At 71.8% G+C, this 17,643-nt stretch carries 15 protein-coding genes; 8 read left to right on the top strand and 7 right to left on the bottom strand.

All coding sequences use genetic code 11. The features are described from left to right. Window positions 1-155: 155 nt before the first annotated feature. Window positions 156-977, top strand: a complete 822-nt coding sequence (locus ACFV57_RS37275; RefSeq protein WP_385241851.1) for an LON peptidase substrate-binding domain-containing protein — start codon at window positions 156-158, stop codon at window positions 975-977. Window positions 978-1,067: 90 nt separating this feature from the next. Further along, the gene (ybaK, locus tag ACFV57_RS37270; protein WP_385241849.1) at window positions 1,068-1,598 is read left to right on the top strand and encodes a Cys-tRNA(Pro) deacylase; all 531 of its coding nucleotides are present in this window, start codon (window positions 1,068-1,070) and stop codon (window positions 1,596-1,598) included. A gap of 390 nt (window positions 1,599-1,988) precedes the next feature. On the opposite strand, the gene ACFV57_RS37265 is transcribed toward ybaK, so the two are convergent. The 4 genes from ACFV57_RS37265 to ACFV57_RS37250 all read right to left on the bottom strand — a co-directional run bounded on the left by ACFV57_RS37265 (window position 1,989) and on the right by ACFV57_RS37250 (window position 6,201). Next, window positions 1,989-2,681, bottom strand: a complete 693-nt coding sequence (locus ACFV57_RS37265) for an ABC transporter permease (protein WP_385241847.1) — start codon at window positions 2,679-2,681, stop codon at window positions 1,989-1,991. 149 nt (window positions 2,682-2,830) lie between these two features. Further along, entirely contained in the window at window positions 2,831-3,742 is a 912-nt protein-coding gene (locus ACFV57_RS37260) for an ABC transporter permease (protein ID WP_385241844.1), read from the bottom strand. After that, complete coding sequence (locus ACFV57_RS37255; RefSeq protein WP_385241854.1) at window positions 3,739-4,746, bottom strand: ABC transporter ATP-binding protein; 1,008 nt, start codon at window positions 4,744-4,746, stop codon at window positions 3,739-3,741. The genes ACFV57_RS37260 and ACFV57_RS37255 overlap by 4 nt, the downstream gene beginning before the upstream one ends. A 123-nt stretch (window positions 4,747-4,869) precedes the next feature. Beyond that, window positions 4,870-6,201, bottom strand: coding sequence for an NYN domain-containing protein (locus ACFV57_RS37250; RefSeq protein ID WP_385241841.1), 1,332 nt, complete (start codon window positions 6,199-6,201; stop codon window positions 4,870-4,872). Between the two features lie 275 nt (window positions 6,202-6,476). Between ACFV57_RS37250 and ACFV57_RS37245 the strand changes: the two genes are divergently transcribed. Further along, window positions 6,477-6,653: a hypothetical protein gene (locus tag ACFV57_RS37245; RefSeq protein WP_385241838.1), complete on the top strand. Its 177-nt coding sequence runs from the start codon at window positions 6,477-6,479 to the stop codon at window positions 6,651-6,653. Window positions 6,654-6,737: 84 nt separating this feature from the next. Here the strand turns inward: ACFV57_RS37245 and ACFV57_RS37240 are convergent, their stop codons facing one another. Together ACFV57_RS37240 and dnaE are read right to left on the bottom strand one after the other, a co-directional pair. Next, entirely contained in the window at window positions 6,738-6,983 is a 246-nt protein-coding gene (locus ACFV57_RS37240) for a hypothetical protein (protein WP_385241835.1), read from the bottom strand. 191 nt (window positions 6,984-7,174) lie between these two features. Then, window positions 7,175-10,717 (bottom strand): DNA polymerase III subunit alpha, encoded by a 3,543-nt coding sequence (gene dnaE / locus ACFV57_RS37235; protein ID WP_385241832.1) that lies wholly within the window; start codon window positions 10,715-10,717, stop codon window positions 7,175-7,177. 315 nt (window positions 10,718-11,032) lie between these two features. On the opposite strand from dnaE, the gene ACFV57_RS37230 reads away from it, so the two are divergent. The 5 genes from ACFV57_RS37230 to ACFV57_RS37210 all read left to right on the top strand — a co-directional run bounded on the left by ACFV57_RS37230 (window position 11,033) and on the right by ACFV57_RS37210 (window position 16,947). Then, window positions 11,033-12,376: a DUF2252 domain-containing protein gene (locus ACFV57_RS37230; RefSeq protein ID WP_385241829.1), complete on the top strand. Its 1,344-nt coding sequence runs from the start codon at window positions 11,033-11,035 to the stop codon at window positions 12,374-12,376. An 89-nt stretch (window positions 12,377-12,465) separates the two neighbouring features. After that, a complete protein-coding gene (locus tag ACFV57_RS37225) occupies window positions 12,466-13,125 on the top strand; it encodes a hypothetical protein (protein WP_385241826.1) in 660 nt (219 codons plus the stop codon). A 61-nt stretch (window positions 13,126-13,186) separates the two neighbouring features. Then, complete coding sequence (locus ACFV57_RS37220; RefSeq protein WP_385241824.1) at window positions 13,187-14,026, top strand: thioredoxin domain-containing protein; 840 nt, start codon at window positions 13,187-13,189, stop codon at window positions 14,024-14,026. A 317-nt stretch (window positions 14,027-14,343) separates the two neighbouring features. Further along, a complete protein-coding gene (locus tag ACFV57_RS37215; protein ID WP_385241821.1) occupies window positions 14,344-15,198 on the top strand; it encodes a thioredoxin domain-containing protein in 855 nt (284 codons plus the stop codon). Between the two features lie 105 nt (window positions 15,199-15,303). After that, the gene (locus ACFV57_RS37210; RefSeq protein ID WP_385241818.1) at window positions 15,304-16,947 is read left to right on the top strand and encodes an alkaline phosphatase D family protein; all 1,644 of its coding nucleotides are present in this window, start codon (window positions 15,304-15,306) and stop codon (window positions 16,945-16,947) included. A 25-nt stretch (window positions 16,948-16,972) separates the two neighbouring features. On the opposite strand, the gene ACFV57_RS37205 is transcribed toward ACFV57_RS37210, so the two are convergent. Next, complete coding sequence (locus ACFV57_RS37205; RefSeq protein ID WP_385241816.1) at window positions 16,973-17,587, bottom strand: dienelactone hydrolase family protein; 615 nt, start codon at window positions 17,585-17,587, stop codon at window positions 16,973-16,975. Between the last annotated feature and the right edge of the window lie 56 nt (window positions 17,588-17,643).

The raw sequence follows: 17,643 nt of genomic DNA, 5'->3' as shown, positions 1-17,643 counted from the left end.
CTGCCGGATGGGGCTGCGGGGCGGCCGGCTGCGGTTTCGGCCCCCCTGTCCGGGGGGGTGGGGCCCCGTAACGGGGGCCGCCATGCCCTGGTGCGGGCCCCCGGTTCACGGGCCGCGAACCACACCCGTCTCCACAGGCTCTAGGCTTACGGGCTGTGACCTCCGTGCGCCTACCGCTCTTCCCGCTGAACTCGGTGTTGTTCCCGGGACTCGTCCTCCCGCTCAACGTCTTCGAGGCGCGGTATCGGGCGATGATGCGCGACCTCCTCGCCCTGCCCGAAGACGACCGCCGTTTCGGCGTCGTCGCGATCCGCGACGGCCGCGAGGTGGCGCCCTCCGCCCCCGGCCTGCCGGACAGCACCGCGCTGCCCGCCGACGGACCGGGCGCGGGCTTCGGCCCCGACCCGATCAGCGCCTTCCACCTCGTGGGCTGCGTGGCGGATGCGGCGACCATCCGCGAGAAAAGCGGCTCCCCCGGCTCGCCCCTCGCCTCCGACGAGGGCGCCGAGTCCGCCGCGGACGCGGCGGCCGTCCCCGGCGCCGGCCCCGACGCGTCCGGGTACGAGGTGCTGGCCACCGGCACCACCCGCTTCAAGCTGCTGTCGGTGGACGCCTCGGGCCCGTACCTGATGGCCGAGGTGGAGGAGCTGGAGGAGACCGAGGGCGAGGGCGCGGGCGCGCTGGCGTCCGGTGTCGTACGGGCCTTTCGGAACTACCAGAAGCGGCTGGCCTGGGCGAACGAGCGCACGCTGTCCAGCGGCCAGGACCTGCCCGACGAGCCGTCGGTGCTGTCGTACCTGGTGGCGGCCGCGGCGGTGCTCGACATCCCCGCCAAGCAGCGGCTCCTGGAGGCGCCGGACACCGCGGCCCGGCTCACCGAGGAGCTGAAACTCCTTCGCCAGGAGACCGCGGTGATCGGTAAGCTCCCGTCGCTGCCCGCGGTGGACCTGACCCGGCACCCGACCAGCCCGAACTGAACCGCCGGGACGGGCGGGCGGACGGCGGCCCGGCCGCCGCCCACCGCGCCCCGTACCCATGACCGCCCCACGAGCCGAGGCACGACGACCTTGTCCAAGAAGCCGAAGCAGCCCAAGCAGTCCAAGAACGGCAAGCAGCCGGCCGGCGCCGGCGGCACCCCGGCGACGGTCGCCCTCACCGAGGCGGGCGTCGCCTTCACCCTCCACGCCTACGAGCACGACCCGGCCGCCGCCTCCTACGGCGAGGAGGCCGCCGAAGCCCTCGGGGTCTCCCCCGAGCAGGTCTTCAAGACGCTCCTCGCCGAGGTGGACGGCGCCCTGACCGTCGCCGTCGTACCGGTCTCCGGCTCGCTCGACCTCAAGGCCCTGGCCGCCGCGGCCGGCGGCAAGCGCGCCGCGATGGCCGACCCGGCCGCGGCCGAACGCAGCACCGGCTACGTACGCGGCGGCATCTCCCCACTCGGCCAGCGCAAGCGCCTGCGTACGGTGATCGACGCGTCGGCGACCACCCACGGGACGGTGTGCGTGTCGGCCGGGCGCCGCGGGCTGGAGGTCGAGCTGGCCCCCGCCGACCTCCAGAAGCTCACGGGAGCGACGCTCGCGGCGATCGCACGGGACTGACACGGTCCGCGGCGAACGCGCGGGACCGGGCCGAAGCCACGCCCGCGCCCGCGCCCGCGCCCGCGCCCGCGCCCGCAACGATCGCACGCGGCCGAATACACCCCGTGCGCCCCGGCCGTCACGACGCCGGGCCTTTACGCCTCCCCCGTCCTCCGCTAGGACCCGTGGAGGAGGTACGCCCATGTCGAAGAAGACCCGTAAGCGGAAGTGGCGCATCAAGAAGGGCAAGGCCAACCACGGAAAGCGGCCCGCCTGAGCGACCGGGGCGGCCCCCGGCGCGCGGCGTGACGCCCGCGGGCAGTTCCCGAAGACGGCACAAGACGGAACCGGGCCGGGCGCCTCGGCAAGGCGCCTGGCCCGGCCCGGTCCGATCCGCTTTCCGTACCGCTGTCAGCCGTCCGACGGCGGCGGGGCCTGCCGCGGTCCGGCGGCCCAGTCCGCCTCCGGCGGCTCCGGGTCGCGGGGACCGAAGAAGCCGGTCAGCAGCAGATGGGTGACCATGGCGGCGACCGGCCAGGCGAGCAGCGCGCCCTTGGCCTGGAGGCGCAGCGGCGCGTCGAAGGTCACGCCCTTGCCGGCCTCCGCGGCGCGTGCGGCCAGATCCGAGGTCGGCCCCAGCCACACACCCAGCCGCCAGGCCACCACGGAACCGAGCAGTCCGCCCACCACCAGCGCCACCACCAGCGGAATGCCCCCCGCCCTGCGGATGAGGAACACCGCCGCCGCGCACACCACCCCGAAGCCGAGGGCCATCAGGATGAAGGTGCCGTCCCCGCCGACGGACTCCTCGCCCTCGATGTTCTTGAGGTAGACGTTGCCGCTGCCGTCCGCGATCAGCGGGACGCGCGGCGCCAGCCACACCCACAGGGCGCCCAGCAGCGCGCCGCACACCGTCACCACGAGCGCGATCAGCGCCGCCTCGCGCAGTTCACGGCGGAGTTCGGCCCGGTCCTGCACGGCGGACCCCCCGGGGGTCGGATCGGCGGACGGCGCCCCGGACGGCGCGGCCCAGGGGTGGTGCGGCTGCTCGGGCGGCCGGTTGTCGTGCGGCTGGTCGTCGTGCGGCGTCTGCGGTGCGGTCACCCTGTCATCGTGCCAGGTGGGCACGGTGCCGCTGTGGGCAGGACGGCCGCGCGGCCGGTTCCGGCCGGTCTGCCCGGACCCGTCCGGCGCGTCGTGCGGCAGGCCGTCCGGCGCTCCGGAGGGGTTTGGCCCCGCCGGTCCTGGTTCCGTCACCGTACGGCCGCCCGGCGGTACGCCCACGTCGCCACGGCCAGCGACAGGACGCCGACGGCCGCGCAGACCCCCAGGTCCGCGAGGACCGCCAGCCAGTCGGGGCGGGCGTCGAAACCGCGCGCCATGGCCTCGACCCCGTACGTCGACGGCAGCAGGTCCCGGGCGTACGAAAGGGGCGCGGGCAGCCCGGAGGCCGGCAGCACGCCCAGCAGCAGGGCCGCGGACATGCCCAACTGGCCACAGAGCGTGGCCAGTTCCGGGCGCGGCGCGAGCAGGCCCAGCGCGGCGCCGAGCCCGGCGAGGGCCGCTCCGGCGAGCGGGATCACCGCGAGCAGTACCCACAGGTTCGCCATCGGCAGCTGGAACAGCAGACAGCCGGTCACGGCCGTGACCACGGTGCCCGGCGCGGTGAACGAGGCGTACGCGGCGGCGGCGCCGAGCACCACGGCGGCCGGCGGCACCGGCAGCGTGGCGTAGTGGTCGAGCCCGCCGCTGGCGCGCAGCTGCCCGAAGTACTGGGCCAGCAGGTTCAGCGCCACGAAGGCGACGACCAGCACGCTGGAGCCGGCGACGACGGCCCGCGCGGCGTCGCCCCCGTCGACCACGCCGCGCATCAGGACCATGATCCCGATCGACTGGAAGGTGGCCACGAACAGCAGCGGGATGCGGGCGACGCGGGCCCGCGACAGCTGGGCCCGGTACACGGCGCCGAGGGCGGGCAGCAGGCGGGCCGCGGGCGCCAGCGGCGCGACGGCCATGGCGTCCGTGTCCGGCCGCGGGGCCGCCGTGCTGCCGGGCCCGGTCACGGCCCCGGCCACGGCCCCGGCGGGCGTCGAGACCTCCGCCGTCGCCCGCACCGCCATGTCCGGCTTCGCCGCCGTATCCGCCTCGGCGGGAACCACACTCACGCCTTCACCAAGCCTTCCTCCGTACGGCCCCCCAGCGCGAGATACACATCTTCCAGGCTCGGCGTCGCGAACGTGAAGTCGTCCAGCGCCGCGAAGGCCGGGCCCGCCGTCACGGCGGCCACCGCCTCGCGTGCCCGGTCCGGCGGCAGCCGCAGCGTCCAGCGGCGCCCGCTGGCCCGCGCCGCCTCGCCCAGCGCGGCCACCTCGGGCACGTCCAGCGGCGCCCGCTCCCGCCACACCAGTTCCAGCCGTACCTCTTCGCCCACCAGATCCTTCAGCCCGCCGGGCGTGTCGCAGGCGATGACCTTGCCGCGGTCGATCACCGCGACCCGGTCCAGGACGCTCTCCGCCTCGATCACGTTGTGCGTCACCAGCAGCACGGTGGCGCCGCGCTCCGCCCTGCGGCGGTCCACGGCGGCCCACACGGCGCGGCGCGCCACGGGGTCCATGCCGGTGGTCGGCTCGTCCAGGACCAGCAGCGGCCGCTCGCCGACCAGTACGGCGGCAAAGCACGCGAGGCGGCGCTGCCCGCCGGAGAGCCGCTTGAGGGGGCGCCCGGCGATGCCGTCGAGACCCAGCTCCGCCACGACCGCGTCGCGCTCGGCGCGCGCCTCGCGCACGGTCAGCCCGCGCAGGCGGCCGGTCGTCTCCACGGCCAGGGCGACCGTCATCTCGTCCAGGGCGCTCGATTCCTGGCCCAGGTATCCGAGCAGGCGTGCGGCGCGCTCCGGGTGGCGGACGAGGTCGTGGCCGAGCACGGTGACGCTGCCGGAGTCGGGGCGCAGCAGCCCGGTGAGCTGCCGCACCAGCGTGGATTTGCCCGCTCCGTTCGGCCCGAGCAGCCCGAAGATCTCCCCCCGGCGTACGTCCAGGCTGATGCCGTCACTGGCCCGCACGGCCGGCGCCCCCGCCGTCCCCCGCCGCCCGCGTACCGCGGGGTACGTCTTGACCAGGTCCCGCACGGCACACACCAGCTCGCCGCACTCCACCCGCTTCGCACCCATCCTCACGAGCAACGAGCGTACGCGCCTCCGCGCCCAGGGCTGTCCTCACCCCCTGTGCGTGGCGGGCGGGGAGCCCGGAGCCGAGGGGCCGCCTGCGGCCCGGCTCGTGCGTCCCGGCCGGAACTAGTCGCCGACCGGCGCGTGCTCCGCGGCCGTGCGGAGATCGACTTCACGCCAGAATCCGGCGCGGATCGCATAGCGGTCGTGTTCGTCGATCTGGTCGTCCTTGTGGGCGAGGAGGCCGAAGCGGGCGGCGTAACGGAGGAGTTCACCGTCGATGCGGTGCGGAATCCGGGGGTATTCCGTGGAGATCTGCTGGAGGTGGGCCGCGTCGGACAACCGTTCCGTCCAGCGGCGGGCGAAGACCTGGCCCACTTCGAAGGGGTCGCCGCTGACGGCCGTGATGTCCTCCTCACGGTCCGCCCAGCGCTGCTCCGCGCTGGTGAGCTGGGCCAGCGTCGGCAGCGAGGCCGTTTCGGGCGGCTCGCCGACCGGGCCGCCGCGCTCGACCCAGCCCTTGTCGGAGGACCAGCGCAGCGTCGCGCTGGGCACGGGGGCGGGGGTGGGGGCCGGCTGGCCGCCGGGGCCGCGGTTCAGGTCGGCCAGGTCCTTGGGGGTGGGGACGGCGGGCGCGCCCTTGCCGCCGGGCCCGGCGCCCTCGCCGTCGCGCGAGCCCGTACCCGTACGGGCGCAGGCCCCCGTGCTCCCGGCGCGCTCCGCGGGCGTCGGCGCCGGCCGGGCGGCGCCGTTCGAACCATTGTGCTCGCGGGCCGCCGCCCGGTCCGCGTCGTGGGCGGCGGACGCGGCGGCCGCGGCCGCGGCGACGGCGGATTCGGGCAGTGGCGCCGAGAGGATGGCGGCGATCTCCGGCCGCGGTACGGGCGGCGGCGCGCAGGGCCCGCCGAGTTCCTTCAGGCGTACGGCGCGGGTGATCCACGACCGGTCCAGCACCCGCCGCTCGTCGGCCTCGGCGACCAGGTCCTCGGACTGGTTGTAGTCGCCGTCGGCGGCCTGTACGGCCCACAGGTGCACGGCGACGCCGTGTTCCTTGGCCGACATCAGGCCGGGCAGCAGGTCGCCGTCGCCGGTGACGAGCACGATGTCGGAGCAGGCCCGGTTGCGGGCCAGCTCGGTCAACTCCGCGTGCATCGCGGCGTCCACGCCCTTCTGGGCCCAGCGGCCGTCGCTGCGGGTCAGCGCGCCGAGCCGGACCGTGACCCGCGACATGACGCGCAGCCGCCGGTGCTCGGGCTGCGGCACCCGGTCGGGCGCGCCGTCGAACCAGTAGATGCGCAGCAACGGCCGCTCCGTGTCGGCCTCGGCGCGCTGGCGCAGGCCCTGGATGAGCGCGGCGTGATCGACAGTGATCCGGGAGCGGGTGGGCTCTCCGGCGAGCAGGCTCGCGGCGGCGCCCAGCAAGTATCCGGCGTCCACCAGGACGACGCAGCGATCCACGTTCCACCCTCTTTCCTGAGGTGCTGAAGTCGGACGCCCCCCGGCTCGGCCTGTGGCACGAGGTTTTCTCCTGCTGCTCACCTTCGAGTCTGCCCGACCGTACGGGGGTTAACTGCCCGAACTCGATCATCGGCGTGGCGGATTCGGTACCAGAAGCGAACGCACCACGTGACGCGGCATATTACTCACGGTAATTGCCCGACATGCGCGGAGCAACGGCGCGTGTAAGCCTGGTCACGGCCCCGATCCCAGGATCCCCCTCAGGAGGCACGATCATGGCCAAGAACAAGAATCGCGACCGTAATCAGCAACAGAAGGGCGCGCAGACCACTGAGCGCAACCGCCAGGACGCCGAGCGGTCGGCGATGGAGTCGCAGGCATCGGCCCAGTCCGTGGAGGCCACGCCGAGTGATGTCGCCCGTAAGCACCAGCGCCGCTTCGGTCACAACTGACCACCGCCGCACAGCAGTAGAGGGGCGCACCCGTTCCGGGTGCGCCCCTCTTGCGCTTCGTGCGCCGCTGGACGGCGGCGGGTCTCAGTCCGTGAAGCCGTGCCGCTCGTGGGCCGCCGCGAAATAGCGGGGCTGCGTCAGATCGGACGCCCTGACGCGGCCCGCCGGGTGGCCGCCGCTGACGATGTCGTACGCGGCCTGCACATGCCGCACCCGGTCGGTCATGCCGAGGTCCGGAAAGTAGGCGGCCAGGCCGCGGCGGGCCTGGAGGGGCGAGAGGTGGGCGTCCCTCAGGAGGAAGACGGCCTTGCTGATCACTGCTGCGTTCATTTGACGAAACCATCCCTCACGCGAAAGTTCGTTCCATTGGGAACGCTACTCGCGTAGATGTCCGGTTTACGCCATGGCTTTTCACCGCTTGGGCAAATTAGTTTCGCGGTTGTACAAAATCGGCCGGCAGCGGCGCCGGTGCCCGGTGCCGGGGATGCCGGGGCACGCCGCCCCGGCACCCCCGCACCGGCTCAGCCCGCCAGGCAGGACGGCCCCAGCAGCACCTTCAGGTCGCCGAACAGCGACGGGTCCGGTGTCACCCGGTGCCGGTCCAGCCGCAGCACCGTCGTCTTGCGCGCCCCCTGGAGCTTGATCCGCACCTCGGTCGCGCCGCGGTGGCTGGTGAGCACCTCGCCCAGCTTCTCCACCAGCGGCGGGGTGACCTTGACCGTGGGGATCGTGATCGTCACGGGCGCGTTGGCACCGGCCTCCGAGAGGTCGGGGACCATCATCTCCATGGCGACCAGCCGCGGGATGTCCTCGCGCTTGTCCAGCCGGCCCTTGACGAAGACGACGGTGTCCTCGACGAGTTGGGTGGAGACCAGCTGGTAGGTCGCGGGGAAGAACATGCACTCGATGGAGCCGGCCAGGTCCTCGACGGTGGCGATGGCCCAGGCGTTGCCCTGCTTGGTCATCTTGCGCTGGAGGCCGGAGATGATGCCGCCGATGGTCACGATCGAGCCGTCGGAGTAGTCGCCGCCGGTCAGCTGGGAGATCGCCGCGTCCGCCTTGTCGGACAGGACGTGCTCCAGACCGAACAGGGGGTGGTCGGAAACGTACAGACCGAGCATCTCGCGCTCCTGCGCGAGCAGGTACGTCTTGTCCCACTCGATGTCGGAGAACTCGACGTCCAGGCCGAAGCCGGGGCCGTCGTCGTCGGCCGCGTCGCCCATGCCGCCGAAGAGGTCGAACTGCCCCTCGGCCTCCTTGCGCTTGACCTGCACCACGTTGTCGATCATGGGTTCGTAGTGCGCGGTCAGGCCCTTGCGGGTGTGCCCCATCTCGTCGAACGCGCCCGCCTTGATCAACGATTCGGTGGTGCGCTTGTTGCACACGACCGCGTCGACCTTGTCCAGGTAGTCGGGGAAGGAGCTGTACTTCCCCTTGGCCTTGCGACAGCGGATGATCGAGTCGACGACGTTCTGACCGACGTTTCGGACCGCGGTGAGACCGAAGAGGATCACGTCGTCGCCCTGGGCGGCGAAGTTCGCCAGGGACTCGTTCACGTTCGGCGGGAGCACCTTGATGCCCATGCGGCGGCACTCGTTCAGGTAGACCGCCGACTTGTCCTTGTCGTCGCGCACCGAGGTGAGCAGCGCGGACATGTACTCCGCCGGGTAGTTCGCCTTCAGGTAGGCGGTCCAGTACGTGACGAGTCCGTACGCGGAGGAGTGCGCCTTGTTGAACGCGTAGCCGGCGAAGGGGACCAGCACGTCCCACAGGGCCTGGATCGCCTGGTCGCTGAAGCCGTTCTTGCGGGCACCGGCCTGGAAGAGGACGAAGTTCTTCTCCAGCTCCTCGGGCTTCTTCTTGCCCATCACGCGGCGCAGGACGTCCGCCTCGCCGAGGGAGTAACCGGCGACGATCTGGGCGGCCTTCTGGACCTGCTCCTGGTAGACGATCAGGCCGTAGGTCAGGCCCAGGACCTCCTTGAGCGGCTCCTCCAGCTCCTTGTGGATCGGCGTGATCTCCTGGCGGCCGTTCTTGCGCTCCGCGTAGTTGATGTGGGAGTTCATGCCCATCGGACCCGGGCGGTACAGGGCCGATACGGCGGAAATGTCCTCGAAGTTGTCGGGCTGCATCTGGCGCAGCAGCGAACGCATCGGGCCGCCGTCGAACTGGAAGACGCCGAGGGTGTCACCGCGGCAGAGCAGCTCATAGGTCTTGGGGTCGTCCAGCGGGAGCTCCAGGAGCTCCAGCTTCTTGCCCTTGTTGGCCTCCACCATCTTGACGGCGTCGTCCATGATGGTGAGGTTGCGCAGGCCCAGGAAGTCCATCTTCAGCAGGCCGAGCGACTCGCACTGCGGGTAGTCCCACTGCGTGATGGTCACGCCGTCGGTGTGCCGCGTCCACAGCGGGGCGTGGTCGACGATCGGCTCGCTGGACATGATCACGCCGGCCGCGTGCACCCCCATCTGCCGGACCAGGCCCTCCACACCCTTGGCGGTGTCGATGACCTTCTTCACGTCGGGCTCGTTCTCGTACATCCCCCGGATCTCGCCGGCCTCGCTGTAGCGCGGGTGCTGGGGGTCGGTGATGCCGGAGAGGTCGATGCCCTTGCCGAGGACGTCGGCGGGCATGGCCTTGGTGAGGCGGTCGCCCATGGCGTACGGGTAGCCCAGGACCCGGGCCGAGTCCTTGATCGCGTTCTTGGCCTTGATCTTGCCGTACGTGCCGATCATGGCGACCTTGTCGGCGCCGTACTTCTCCGTCACATACCTGATCACTTCGACGCGCCTGCGCTCGTCGAAGTCGATGTCGACATCGGGCATGGAGACGCGCTCGGGGTTGAGGAACCGCTCGAAGATCAGTCCGTGGGTGATCGGGTCGAGGTCGGTGATGCCCATGGCGTACGCGACGATCGAACCGGCCGCGGAGCCTCGGCCCGGACCCACCGCGATGCCGTTGTTCTTCGCCCACATGATGAAGTCCGCGACCACGAGGAAGTACCCCGGGAACCCCATCTGCAGGATGATGTCCATCTCGTACTCGGCCTGCCGCTGCCGGTCGTCGGGGACCCCGCCGGGGTAGCGGCGGAGCATGCCCCGCCGGACCTCCTCCTTGAACCACGTGACCTCGGTGAAGCCCTCCGGGATGTCGAACTTCGGCATCAGGTCGCGCTTCTCGAACATGCCGGCGGTGTCGATCTGGTCGGCGACCAGGCGGGTGTTGCGGCAGCCCTCCTGCCAGGCGTCCGAGGAGTCGATGGCGTACATCTCGTCCGTGGACTTCAGGTAGTAGCCGGTGCCGTCGAACCGGAAGCGGTCGGGGTCCGAGAGGTTCTTGCCGGTCTGGATGCACAGCAGGGCGTCGTGGGCGGTCGCCTCGTGCGCGTACGTGTAGTGCGAGTCGTTGGTGACCAGCGGCGGGATGCCGAGCTTCTTGCCGATCTCCAGCAGGCCGTCGCGGACCCGGCGCTCGATCTCGATGCCGTGGTCCATCAGCTCCAGGAAGTACCGGTCCTTGCCGAAGATGTCCTGGTATTCGGAGGCGGCCTTCAGCGCCTCGTCGAACTGGCCGAGGCGCAGCCGGGTCTGCAGCTCACCGGAAGGACAGCCGGTGGAGGCGATCAGGCCCTCGGACCACTGGGAGATCGTCTCCTTGTCCATCCGGGGCCACTTCTGGAGCCAGCCTTCCTTGTACGCGTCCGAGGAGAGCTTGAAGAGGTTGTGCAGCCCGGTGCTGTTCGCCGCCCAGATCGTCTTGTGGGTGTAACCACCGGAACCGGAGACGTCGTCGCGCTTCTGGTGCGGCTGGCCCCACTGGATCTTGCGCTTGGTGCGCCGCGACTCGGGCGCCACGTACGCCTCGATGCCGATGATCGGCGTGACCCCGGCCTTCTGGGCGCTGTGGAAGAAGTCGTAGGCGCCGTGGAGGTTGCCGTGGTCGGACATGGCGATGTGGGTCATCCCCATCTCCTTGCACGCCTCGAACATGTCCTTCAGCCGCGCGGCACCGTCCAGCAGCGAGTACTGGGTGTGCACATGCAGATGCGTGAAGGGCGGCTTGGCCACGGTGGGAGACCTCCGGGAAAGGTGGCGGCAGGGTTTCGACGGTCTCGAAGTCTACGACCCTCCACCGACAACCCGAGGGTCGGCGCACGAGCCCGGTGGCGGCGGGGCGCGGACACGGCGGACGCGGCGGGCCGCGGCGCGCGGCGCCTCGATGAGGGGCGGTGGTCGGGTGACGGACGAGGAGCACTGCGGCGCGCGTCGCCTCGATGAGGGGCGGTGGACGGGTGACGGGCGGGCGGGCACGGATGAGTAGCCTCGGCCGTTGGAAGTGATGGCACACCCGTCTGAATCATCCGCCCCAGGAGGCACCCCGCGATGTCGTCCCAGCTCGTCCCGGCGCCGGACGCCGCTCAGCGCGGCGAGGAGATCCTCGCCGTCTTCGACACCGCCTTCGGAGAGCTGCTCGCCGCCGACCCGGCGGCCTTCCGGGTCAAGTTCCGCAAGATGGCCGCCTCCGCCTTCGCCTTCTACCGGGGCACGGCCTGCCTCTTCTACCACGACCTCCAGGCGTCGGGCGGCGGCCCCGGCAGCGGTCCGTACGAGGACGAGCGGACCGGCCAGGTGTGGATTCACGGCGATCTGCACGCCGAGAACTTCGGCACGTACATGGACGCCACCGGCCGGCTGATCTTCAACGTCAACGACTTCGACGAGGCCTACGTCGGCCCCTTCACCTGGGACCTGAAGCGCTTCGCCGCCTCCGTCGCCCTGATCGGCTACGCCAAGGCGCTGAGCGACGAGCAGATCAGCGAGCTGGTGGGGATATACGCCGCCGCCTACCGCGAGCGCATCCACGACCTGGCCACCGGCGCCAAGGACGACGACGTGCCGCCCTTCACCCTGGACACGGCCGAGGGCCCGCTGCTGGGCGCGCTGCGCATGGCCCGCTCGCTGACCCGCTTCGGCCTGCTGGAGTCGATGACCGAGATCCGCGACTTCGAGCGCCGCTTCGCCGCGGGCGGCGGCACGGTCGAGCTGGACGCCGCGACCCGCTACAAGGTCCTGGCGGCCTTCGACGGCTATCTGGAGACGCTGCCCGAGTCCAGCCTGACCCGCCCGGACTCCTACCGCGTCAAGGACGTGGTGGGGCGCCGCGGCATCGGCATCGGCTCGGCGGGCCTGCCCTCGTACAACATCCTGCTGGAGGGCAACAGCGACGCCCTGGAGAACGACGTCGTCATCTACATGAAGCAGGCGCAGACCCCGGCGGTCTCCCGGCACATCACCGACCCGCGGGTGCGCGGCTACTTCCAGCACGAGGGCCACCGCACGGTGATCTCGCAGCGCGCCCTCCAGGACCACGCCGACCCGTGGCTGGGCTGGACCGAGCTGGACGGCGCCGGCCAGCTCGTCGCCGAGATCTCCCCGTACGCGGTCGACCTGGACTGGTCGGACATCGACGACCCGGCGGAGATAGCGGCGGTCGTCGCGGACCTGGGCCGGGCGACGGCGACGATGCACGCCGCGGCGGACGACGAGAGCGGCCACTCCCTGGTGCCGTTCTCCACCGAGCGCGCCATCGACGCGGCCATCGCCGCCGACGAGGACGGCTTCGGCCGGCTGCTGGTGGACTTCGCCCACGCGTACGGCGCCCGCGCCCGCGCCGACCACCAGACGTTCGTGGACCTCTTCCGCAACGGCCGTATCCCCGGCCTGTGAGCCACACCACCGGGTGCGGACGGCGGGGACCCGACGTGTTCCGGTCCTCTTAGTCCCCACTTACACCGGGCCGTGGCAGACTCGCTCCAATGGACATCTCGGCGGCACACCTGCGGGCACTGCGCGCGGCGCTCTTCACGGCGCTGTGCGTGACGCTGTCGTCCGCCGGCCATGTGCTGCTGTCCCGGATGCCGCTGCCGCTGACCACCGTCGCCGCCCTCTCGGCCGCCGTCTTCGCCGTCTCCTACGCGCTGGCCGGCCGGGAGCGCGGCTTCTGGCGCATCGCCGCGCTGCTCGTCCCGCTGGAGCTGGCGGCCGACACGGTCTTCAGCGCCGGTCAGCACACGTGTTACGGGCGGGCCGGCGGCCCGGTCGCCGGGCCGCTGCGGTCCCTGGGCGTGGACCTGCTGTGCGGCGGCGGCAACGTGGGCGCTCCCCTGGCGCACCTGTCCGGGGACGATCCGGCGCCCGTCTCGACCTGGCTGCTGCTGCTCGCGGCGCACGTGGCCGTGGGGCTGCTCGCGGCGGCCTGGCTGCGGCGGGGCGAGGCGGCGCTGGCCCAGCTGCTGGGGGCGGTGACCGCGTTCGCGTTCCGGCCGCTGCTGCTGGCGGTGGCGGTGGTCCGGGCGCTGCCCGTGCCGCACCGCCCGGCTTCCCGGCCCGCGCGCACCGTTCCGGGCCCGCGGGCGGTCCCCCTGCTCGTGCACTGCGTCGTACGGCGTGGACCGCCCTGCTCCCTCGCCGCGTAGCCTTCGGGCCGCGGCTTTCGGACAGGTACCCGTTCACACCTTTCTCAGGAGCAGGACAGTCATGAGCAACCGCAACAGCCAGGCCAACAAGCAGGCAGCCCGCGAGCGGCTGCGCGTCGAGCGCGAGCGGCAGAAGAAGAAGGAGAAGGTCCGCCGGCAGCTGACCGTCGGCGGCGCGATCGTCGCCGTACTGGCCATCGCGGGCGGCATCGGTGTGGCCGTGGCGAAGTCGGGCGGCGACTCCGGCAGTGGCGGCTCCGACACGTGGGCCAAGGCCGCGAGCGCCAAGCTGGTCCAGCCGGCCAACACCTCCGGCAAGAACGGCACGGACATCGTCGTCGGCAAGAAGGACGCCAAGCACACGCTGTCCCTGTTCGAGGACGCCCGCTGCCCCGGCTGCGCGGGCTTCGAGCAGAACGTCGGCGAGACGATCCAGAAGGACCTGAAGGACGGCAAGTACAAGGCCTCCATCCACCTGGGCACCTTCCTGGACAACAACCTCCAGGGCACCGGCTCCAAGAACGCGCTCAGCGCGATGGGCGCCGCGCTCAACGTGGGGCCGGACGCGTTCTTGAAGTACAAGGAAGCGCTGTTCTCGAAGGAGTTCCACCCCGACGAGCGGCAGGACAAGTTCGCGGACAACGACTACCTGCTCAAGGTCGCCGACACGGTGCCCGCCCTGAAGGGGAACGCCAAGTTCCAGGACGCCGTGAAGGCCGGTACGTACAACCGCTGGGCGATGGAGATGTCCGAGGCCTTCAACGGCTTCAAGGACGTCAAGAGCACGCCGACGGTCAAGCTGGACGACACGGTGCTGGGCACCGACACCGCGAACGGCAAGGCCGCCCCGTCCACACCGGACGCGTTCAACGCGGCCGTCGACAAGGCCATCAAGGGCTGATCCGCGCCGCTGCCCGGGCCCCGCTGCGGGGCCCGGGCGGACGGCTCCCACGGCCGGCGTGCGCACCGCACGCCGGCCGTTGCCGTACCCCCGGCCGCCGGTGCGCCGATGCCAAATCTTGACCCGGCGAATCGCCGTGCTCATGGCAGACTCCGGGCATGGAGCGGACCGGGCACGGCCGGTACGTCGTCTCCCCCGGCTCCGGCCGCTCCCCGGCCCGGGCACCGCGTCGTACGGAGCGGTCCGCCGCTGCCCGTACAGCGGGGGTTCACCACGGCACGCACCACGGCAATCGGGACAGGGAGTCGGTAGGCACCATGAGCGACCGCGACAGCCAGGCGGGCAAGCAGGCGGCCCGTGAGCGTATCCGCGCCGAGCGCGAGCGGCAGAAGAAGAAGGAACGTATCCGCCGGCAGCTCGTCGTGGCGGGCTCGGTGGTCGGCGTCCTCGTCATAGCCGGCGGCATCGGCTTCGGCATCATGAAGGCGAACGAGCCCACCGGCTGGGAGGCGGCCAAGGAGGCCGACCTGGCCAAACCCGCCAACACCGGCGGCAAGGGCGGCACCGAGATCGTCATCGGCAAGCCGGCGGCGAAGGAGACCCTGGAGGTCTTCGAGGACATCCGCTGTCCGGCCTGCGCGGGCTTCGAGCAGAGCGCGGGCCCGGCCCTCCTGAAGGGCATGGAGGACGGCCGCTACAAGATCCGCTTCACCATGTACACGTTCATCGACGGCGGCCAGGGCGGCGAGGGCTCCAAGAACGCGCTCAGCGCGCTCGGCGCGGCCCTGGACGTCGGCCCGGAGGCGTTCCTCAAGTACAAGACCGCGCTGTACGCGGAGAAGAACCACCCCGAGGAAGCGGACGACGCCTACGCCAAGGACGCCAAGCTGCTGGAGGTGGCCGACCAGGTGCCGGAGCTGAAGAACAACGAGAAGTTCCGGGCCGCGGTCAAGAACGGCACCTACGACCGGTGGACGATGGACATGACGGCGCTCTTCGGCCGCAAGGGCGTGACCGGGACACCGGCGTTCCTGCACGGCGACAAGAAGCTGAAGCTGCCCCAGGTCCCGCAGAAGCAGATGACCAAGGAGCAGTACTACGAACTCGCCACGGCCAACTTCAACAAGATGATCGACGACGAGTTCGGCCCCGCGAAGGACGCGAAGAAGTAGCGGCGGGAGGGCGGGCACCGGCCCGGCGGACAGCTGTTTACGGGAGGGCGAACAGTACACGCGAGCCCTCCCGTAGTGCGTTACGCGACAGTATGGTGATCGGCCGTGACCGATCATGACCAGATATCACGTCGCACCGCTGTTACGGCCGCAGCGGCCTCCGCCGCCCTGCTGCCCTTCGCCGCCACCGGCCCCGCCCGCGCCGCCCAGACCCGCACGGACCCACCGGTCTTCCAGCACGGCGTGGCCTCCGGCGACCCGCTCCCGGACGGCGTCCTGCTGTGGACCCGGGTCACCCCCGAGCCCGGGGCGGTGCCCGGCTCCGGCCGCGGCCCGGACACCACGGTGGCCTGGGAAGTGGCGGCGGACCGGGACTTCGGCTCGGTGGTCGCGCGGGGAACCGCGATCACCACGGCCGCGGCCGACCACACCGTCAAGGCCGACGTCCGCGGCCTGGCGCCCGCCACCGCCTACTACTACCGCTTCACCGTCGACGGCACCCACTCGCCGGTCGGCCGCACCCGTACCGCCCCCGCGCACGACGCGAAGGCCCCCAACATCCGCTTCGGCGTGGTCTCCTGCGCCAACTGGGAAGCGGGCTACTTCTCCGCGTACCGGCATCTGGCGGCCCGCCGCGACCTGGACGCGGTGCTGCACCTCGGCGACTACCTCTACGAGTACGCCACCGGCGCCTTCGCCGCCGCGGGCAAGGCCGTACGGCGGCACTCCCCCACGCACGAGATCATCACGCTCGCCGACTACCGCACCCGGCACGGCATCCACAAGACCGACCCCGACCTCCGGGCCATACACGCCGCGCACCCGCTCATCGCGATCTGGGACGACCACGAGTTCGCGGACAACGCCTGGTCGGGCGGCGCCGTGAACCACACCCCCGGCACCGAGGGCGACTGGGCGGACCGGATGGCCGCCGCCAAGCGCGCCTACTTCGAGTGGATGCCCGTACGGACCTCCACGGCGGGCACCACCTACCGCAGGCTGCGCTTCGGCAAGCTGGCCGACCTGCACCTGCTCGACCTGCGGACCTTCCGGGACGAACAGGCCAAGCCGGGCAGCGGGAAGGTGGACGACCCGGACCGCACGATCACCGGGCGGGCCCAGCTGGACTGGCTCAAGGCCGGGCTGGAGCGCTCGGACACCGCCTGGCGGCTGGTCGGCACCTCCGTGATGATCTCGCAGGTCGCCTTCGGCTCCGTACCGGCCCATCTGCTGGCGCCGCTCGCCGAACTCCTCGGCCTGCCGAAGGAGGGCCTGGCGGTCAACACCGACCAGTGGGACGGCTACACCGACGACCGGCGCGAACTGCTGACCCACCTGCGCGACCGCGGTATCGACAACACCGTCTTCCTGACCGGCGACATCCACATGGCCTGGGCCAACGAGGTGCCGGTGCGGGCCGCCACCTACCCGGCCACGCCGCCGGTCGCCACCGAGTTCGTCGTCACCTCGGTCACCTCCGACAACGTGGACGACTTCCTGCACGTCGCCCCGCACACCGTCTCACTGGTCGGCGTCGCCGCGATCCGGGCGGCCAACCGCCATGTGAAGTGGCTGGACATGGACTCGCACGGCTACGGCGTCCTGGACGTGAGCGCGGAGCGCACGCAGATGGACTACTTCACCGTCTCCGACCGGACCGACCCGCACGCGACCACGTCCCTGGCACGCTCCTACCGGACCCGCTCGGGGACCCAGCGGGTGGAGCGCGTGCGCCGGCCGGCGGGCTGACCGCCCGGCGCCCCGTCACGCGCCGTCACAGCGAGCCGAGGAAGCCGAGGGCGACCTTCCAGGCGCTCTCGGCGGCCTCCTCGTCGTAGTCCGGCAGCCCGGGGTCGGTGAACAGGTGCCCGGCCCCCGGGTAGCGGTAGACCTCCACGTCCGCTCCGGCCCGCCCCATCCGCAGGTACCAGGCGTTGAGCCAGTCGTGCGGCTCGAACGGGTCCGGGTCGGCGACGTGCAGCTGTACGGGCAGCTCGTCGACCGCCGCGTCGTCGGCGATGTCCGAGGTGCCGTGCATCAGCAGCAGCCCGCGCGCCTTCTCGTCCCCCAGCGCGAGGTTCTGGGCGACCGCGCCGCCGAAGGAGAAGCCCGCGTAGACCACGCCGCGGTCGGAGTACGGCGCGGCGGCGGTCACCGCGCGGCGCAGCAGTTCGTCCTTGCCGATCTCGTCCTTGACCGCCATGCCGTCCTCGACGGTCTCCGCGGTCCGCCCATCGAACAGATCCGGTACGACGACCTCGTGCCCGGCCTCGCGCAGCCGGCCGGCGGCGGCGTGCACCGCGGGCCGCAGACCGCACACCGAGTGGAACAGGACAACCGTCGAGGGCGCCGCGGAGGGCACGGACGACGAGGCGGGCGAAGAGGCCACTGGATTCACTTCCCTGTCATTGGATCGCACTTCCACCATCGTGCCAGTTACGGTCA

It is taken from the genome of Streptomyces sp. NPDC059788 (genome assembly GCF_042732265.1).
Lineage (GTDB): Bacteria > Actinomycetota > Actinomycetes > Streptomycetales > Streptomycetaceae > Streptomyces.
Note: the sequence above shows the minus strand (reverse complement) of the source record. Positions and strands in the feature narration are given on the sequence as shown.

Bases quoted from the DNA above. Each gene is read 5' to 3' on its own strand.
- ACFV57_RS37255 (WP_385241854.1), bottom strand. From the start codon at position 4,746: ATGGGTGCGAAGCGGGTGGAGTGCGGCGAGCTGGTGTGTGCCGTGCGG.
- ACFV57_RS37245 (WP_385241838.1), top strand. From the start codon at position 6,477: ATGGCCAAGAACAAGAATCGCGACCGTAATCAGCAACAGAAGGGCGCG.
- ACFV57_RS37240 (WP_385241835.1), bottom strand. From the start codon at position 6,983: ATGAACGCAGCAGTGATCAGCAAGGCCGTCTTCCTCCTGAGGGACGCC.
- ACFV57_RS37230 (WP_385241829.1), top strand. From the start codon at position 11,033: ATGTCGTCCCAGCTCGTCCCGGCGCCGGACGCCGCTCAGCGCGGCGAG.
- ACFV57_RS37225 (WP_385241826.1), top strand. From the start codon at position 12,466: ATGGACATCTCGGCGGCACACCTGCGGGCACTGCGCGCGGCGCTCTTC.
- ACFV57_RS37220 (WP_385241824.1), top strand. From the start codon at position 13,187: ATGAGCAACCGCAACAGCCAGGCCAACAAGCAGGCAGCCCGCGAGCGG.
- ACFV57_RS37215 (WP_385241821.1), top strand. From the start codon at position 14,344: ATGAGCGACCGCGACAGCCAGGCGGGCAAGCAGGCGGCCCGTGAGCGT.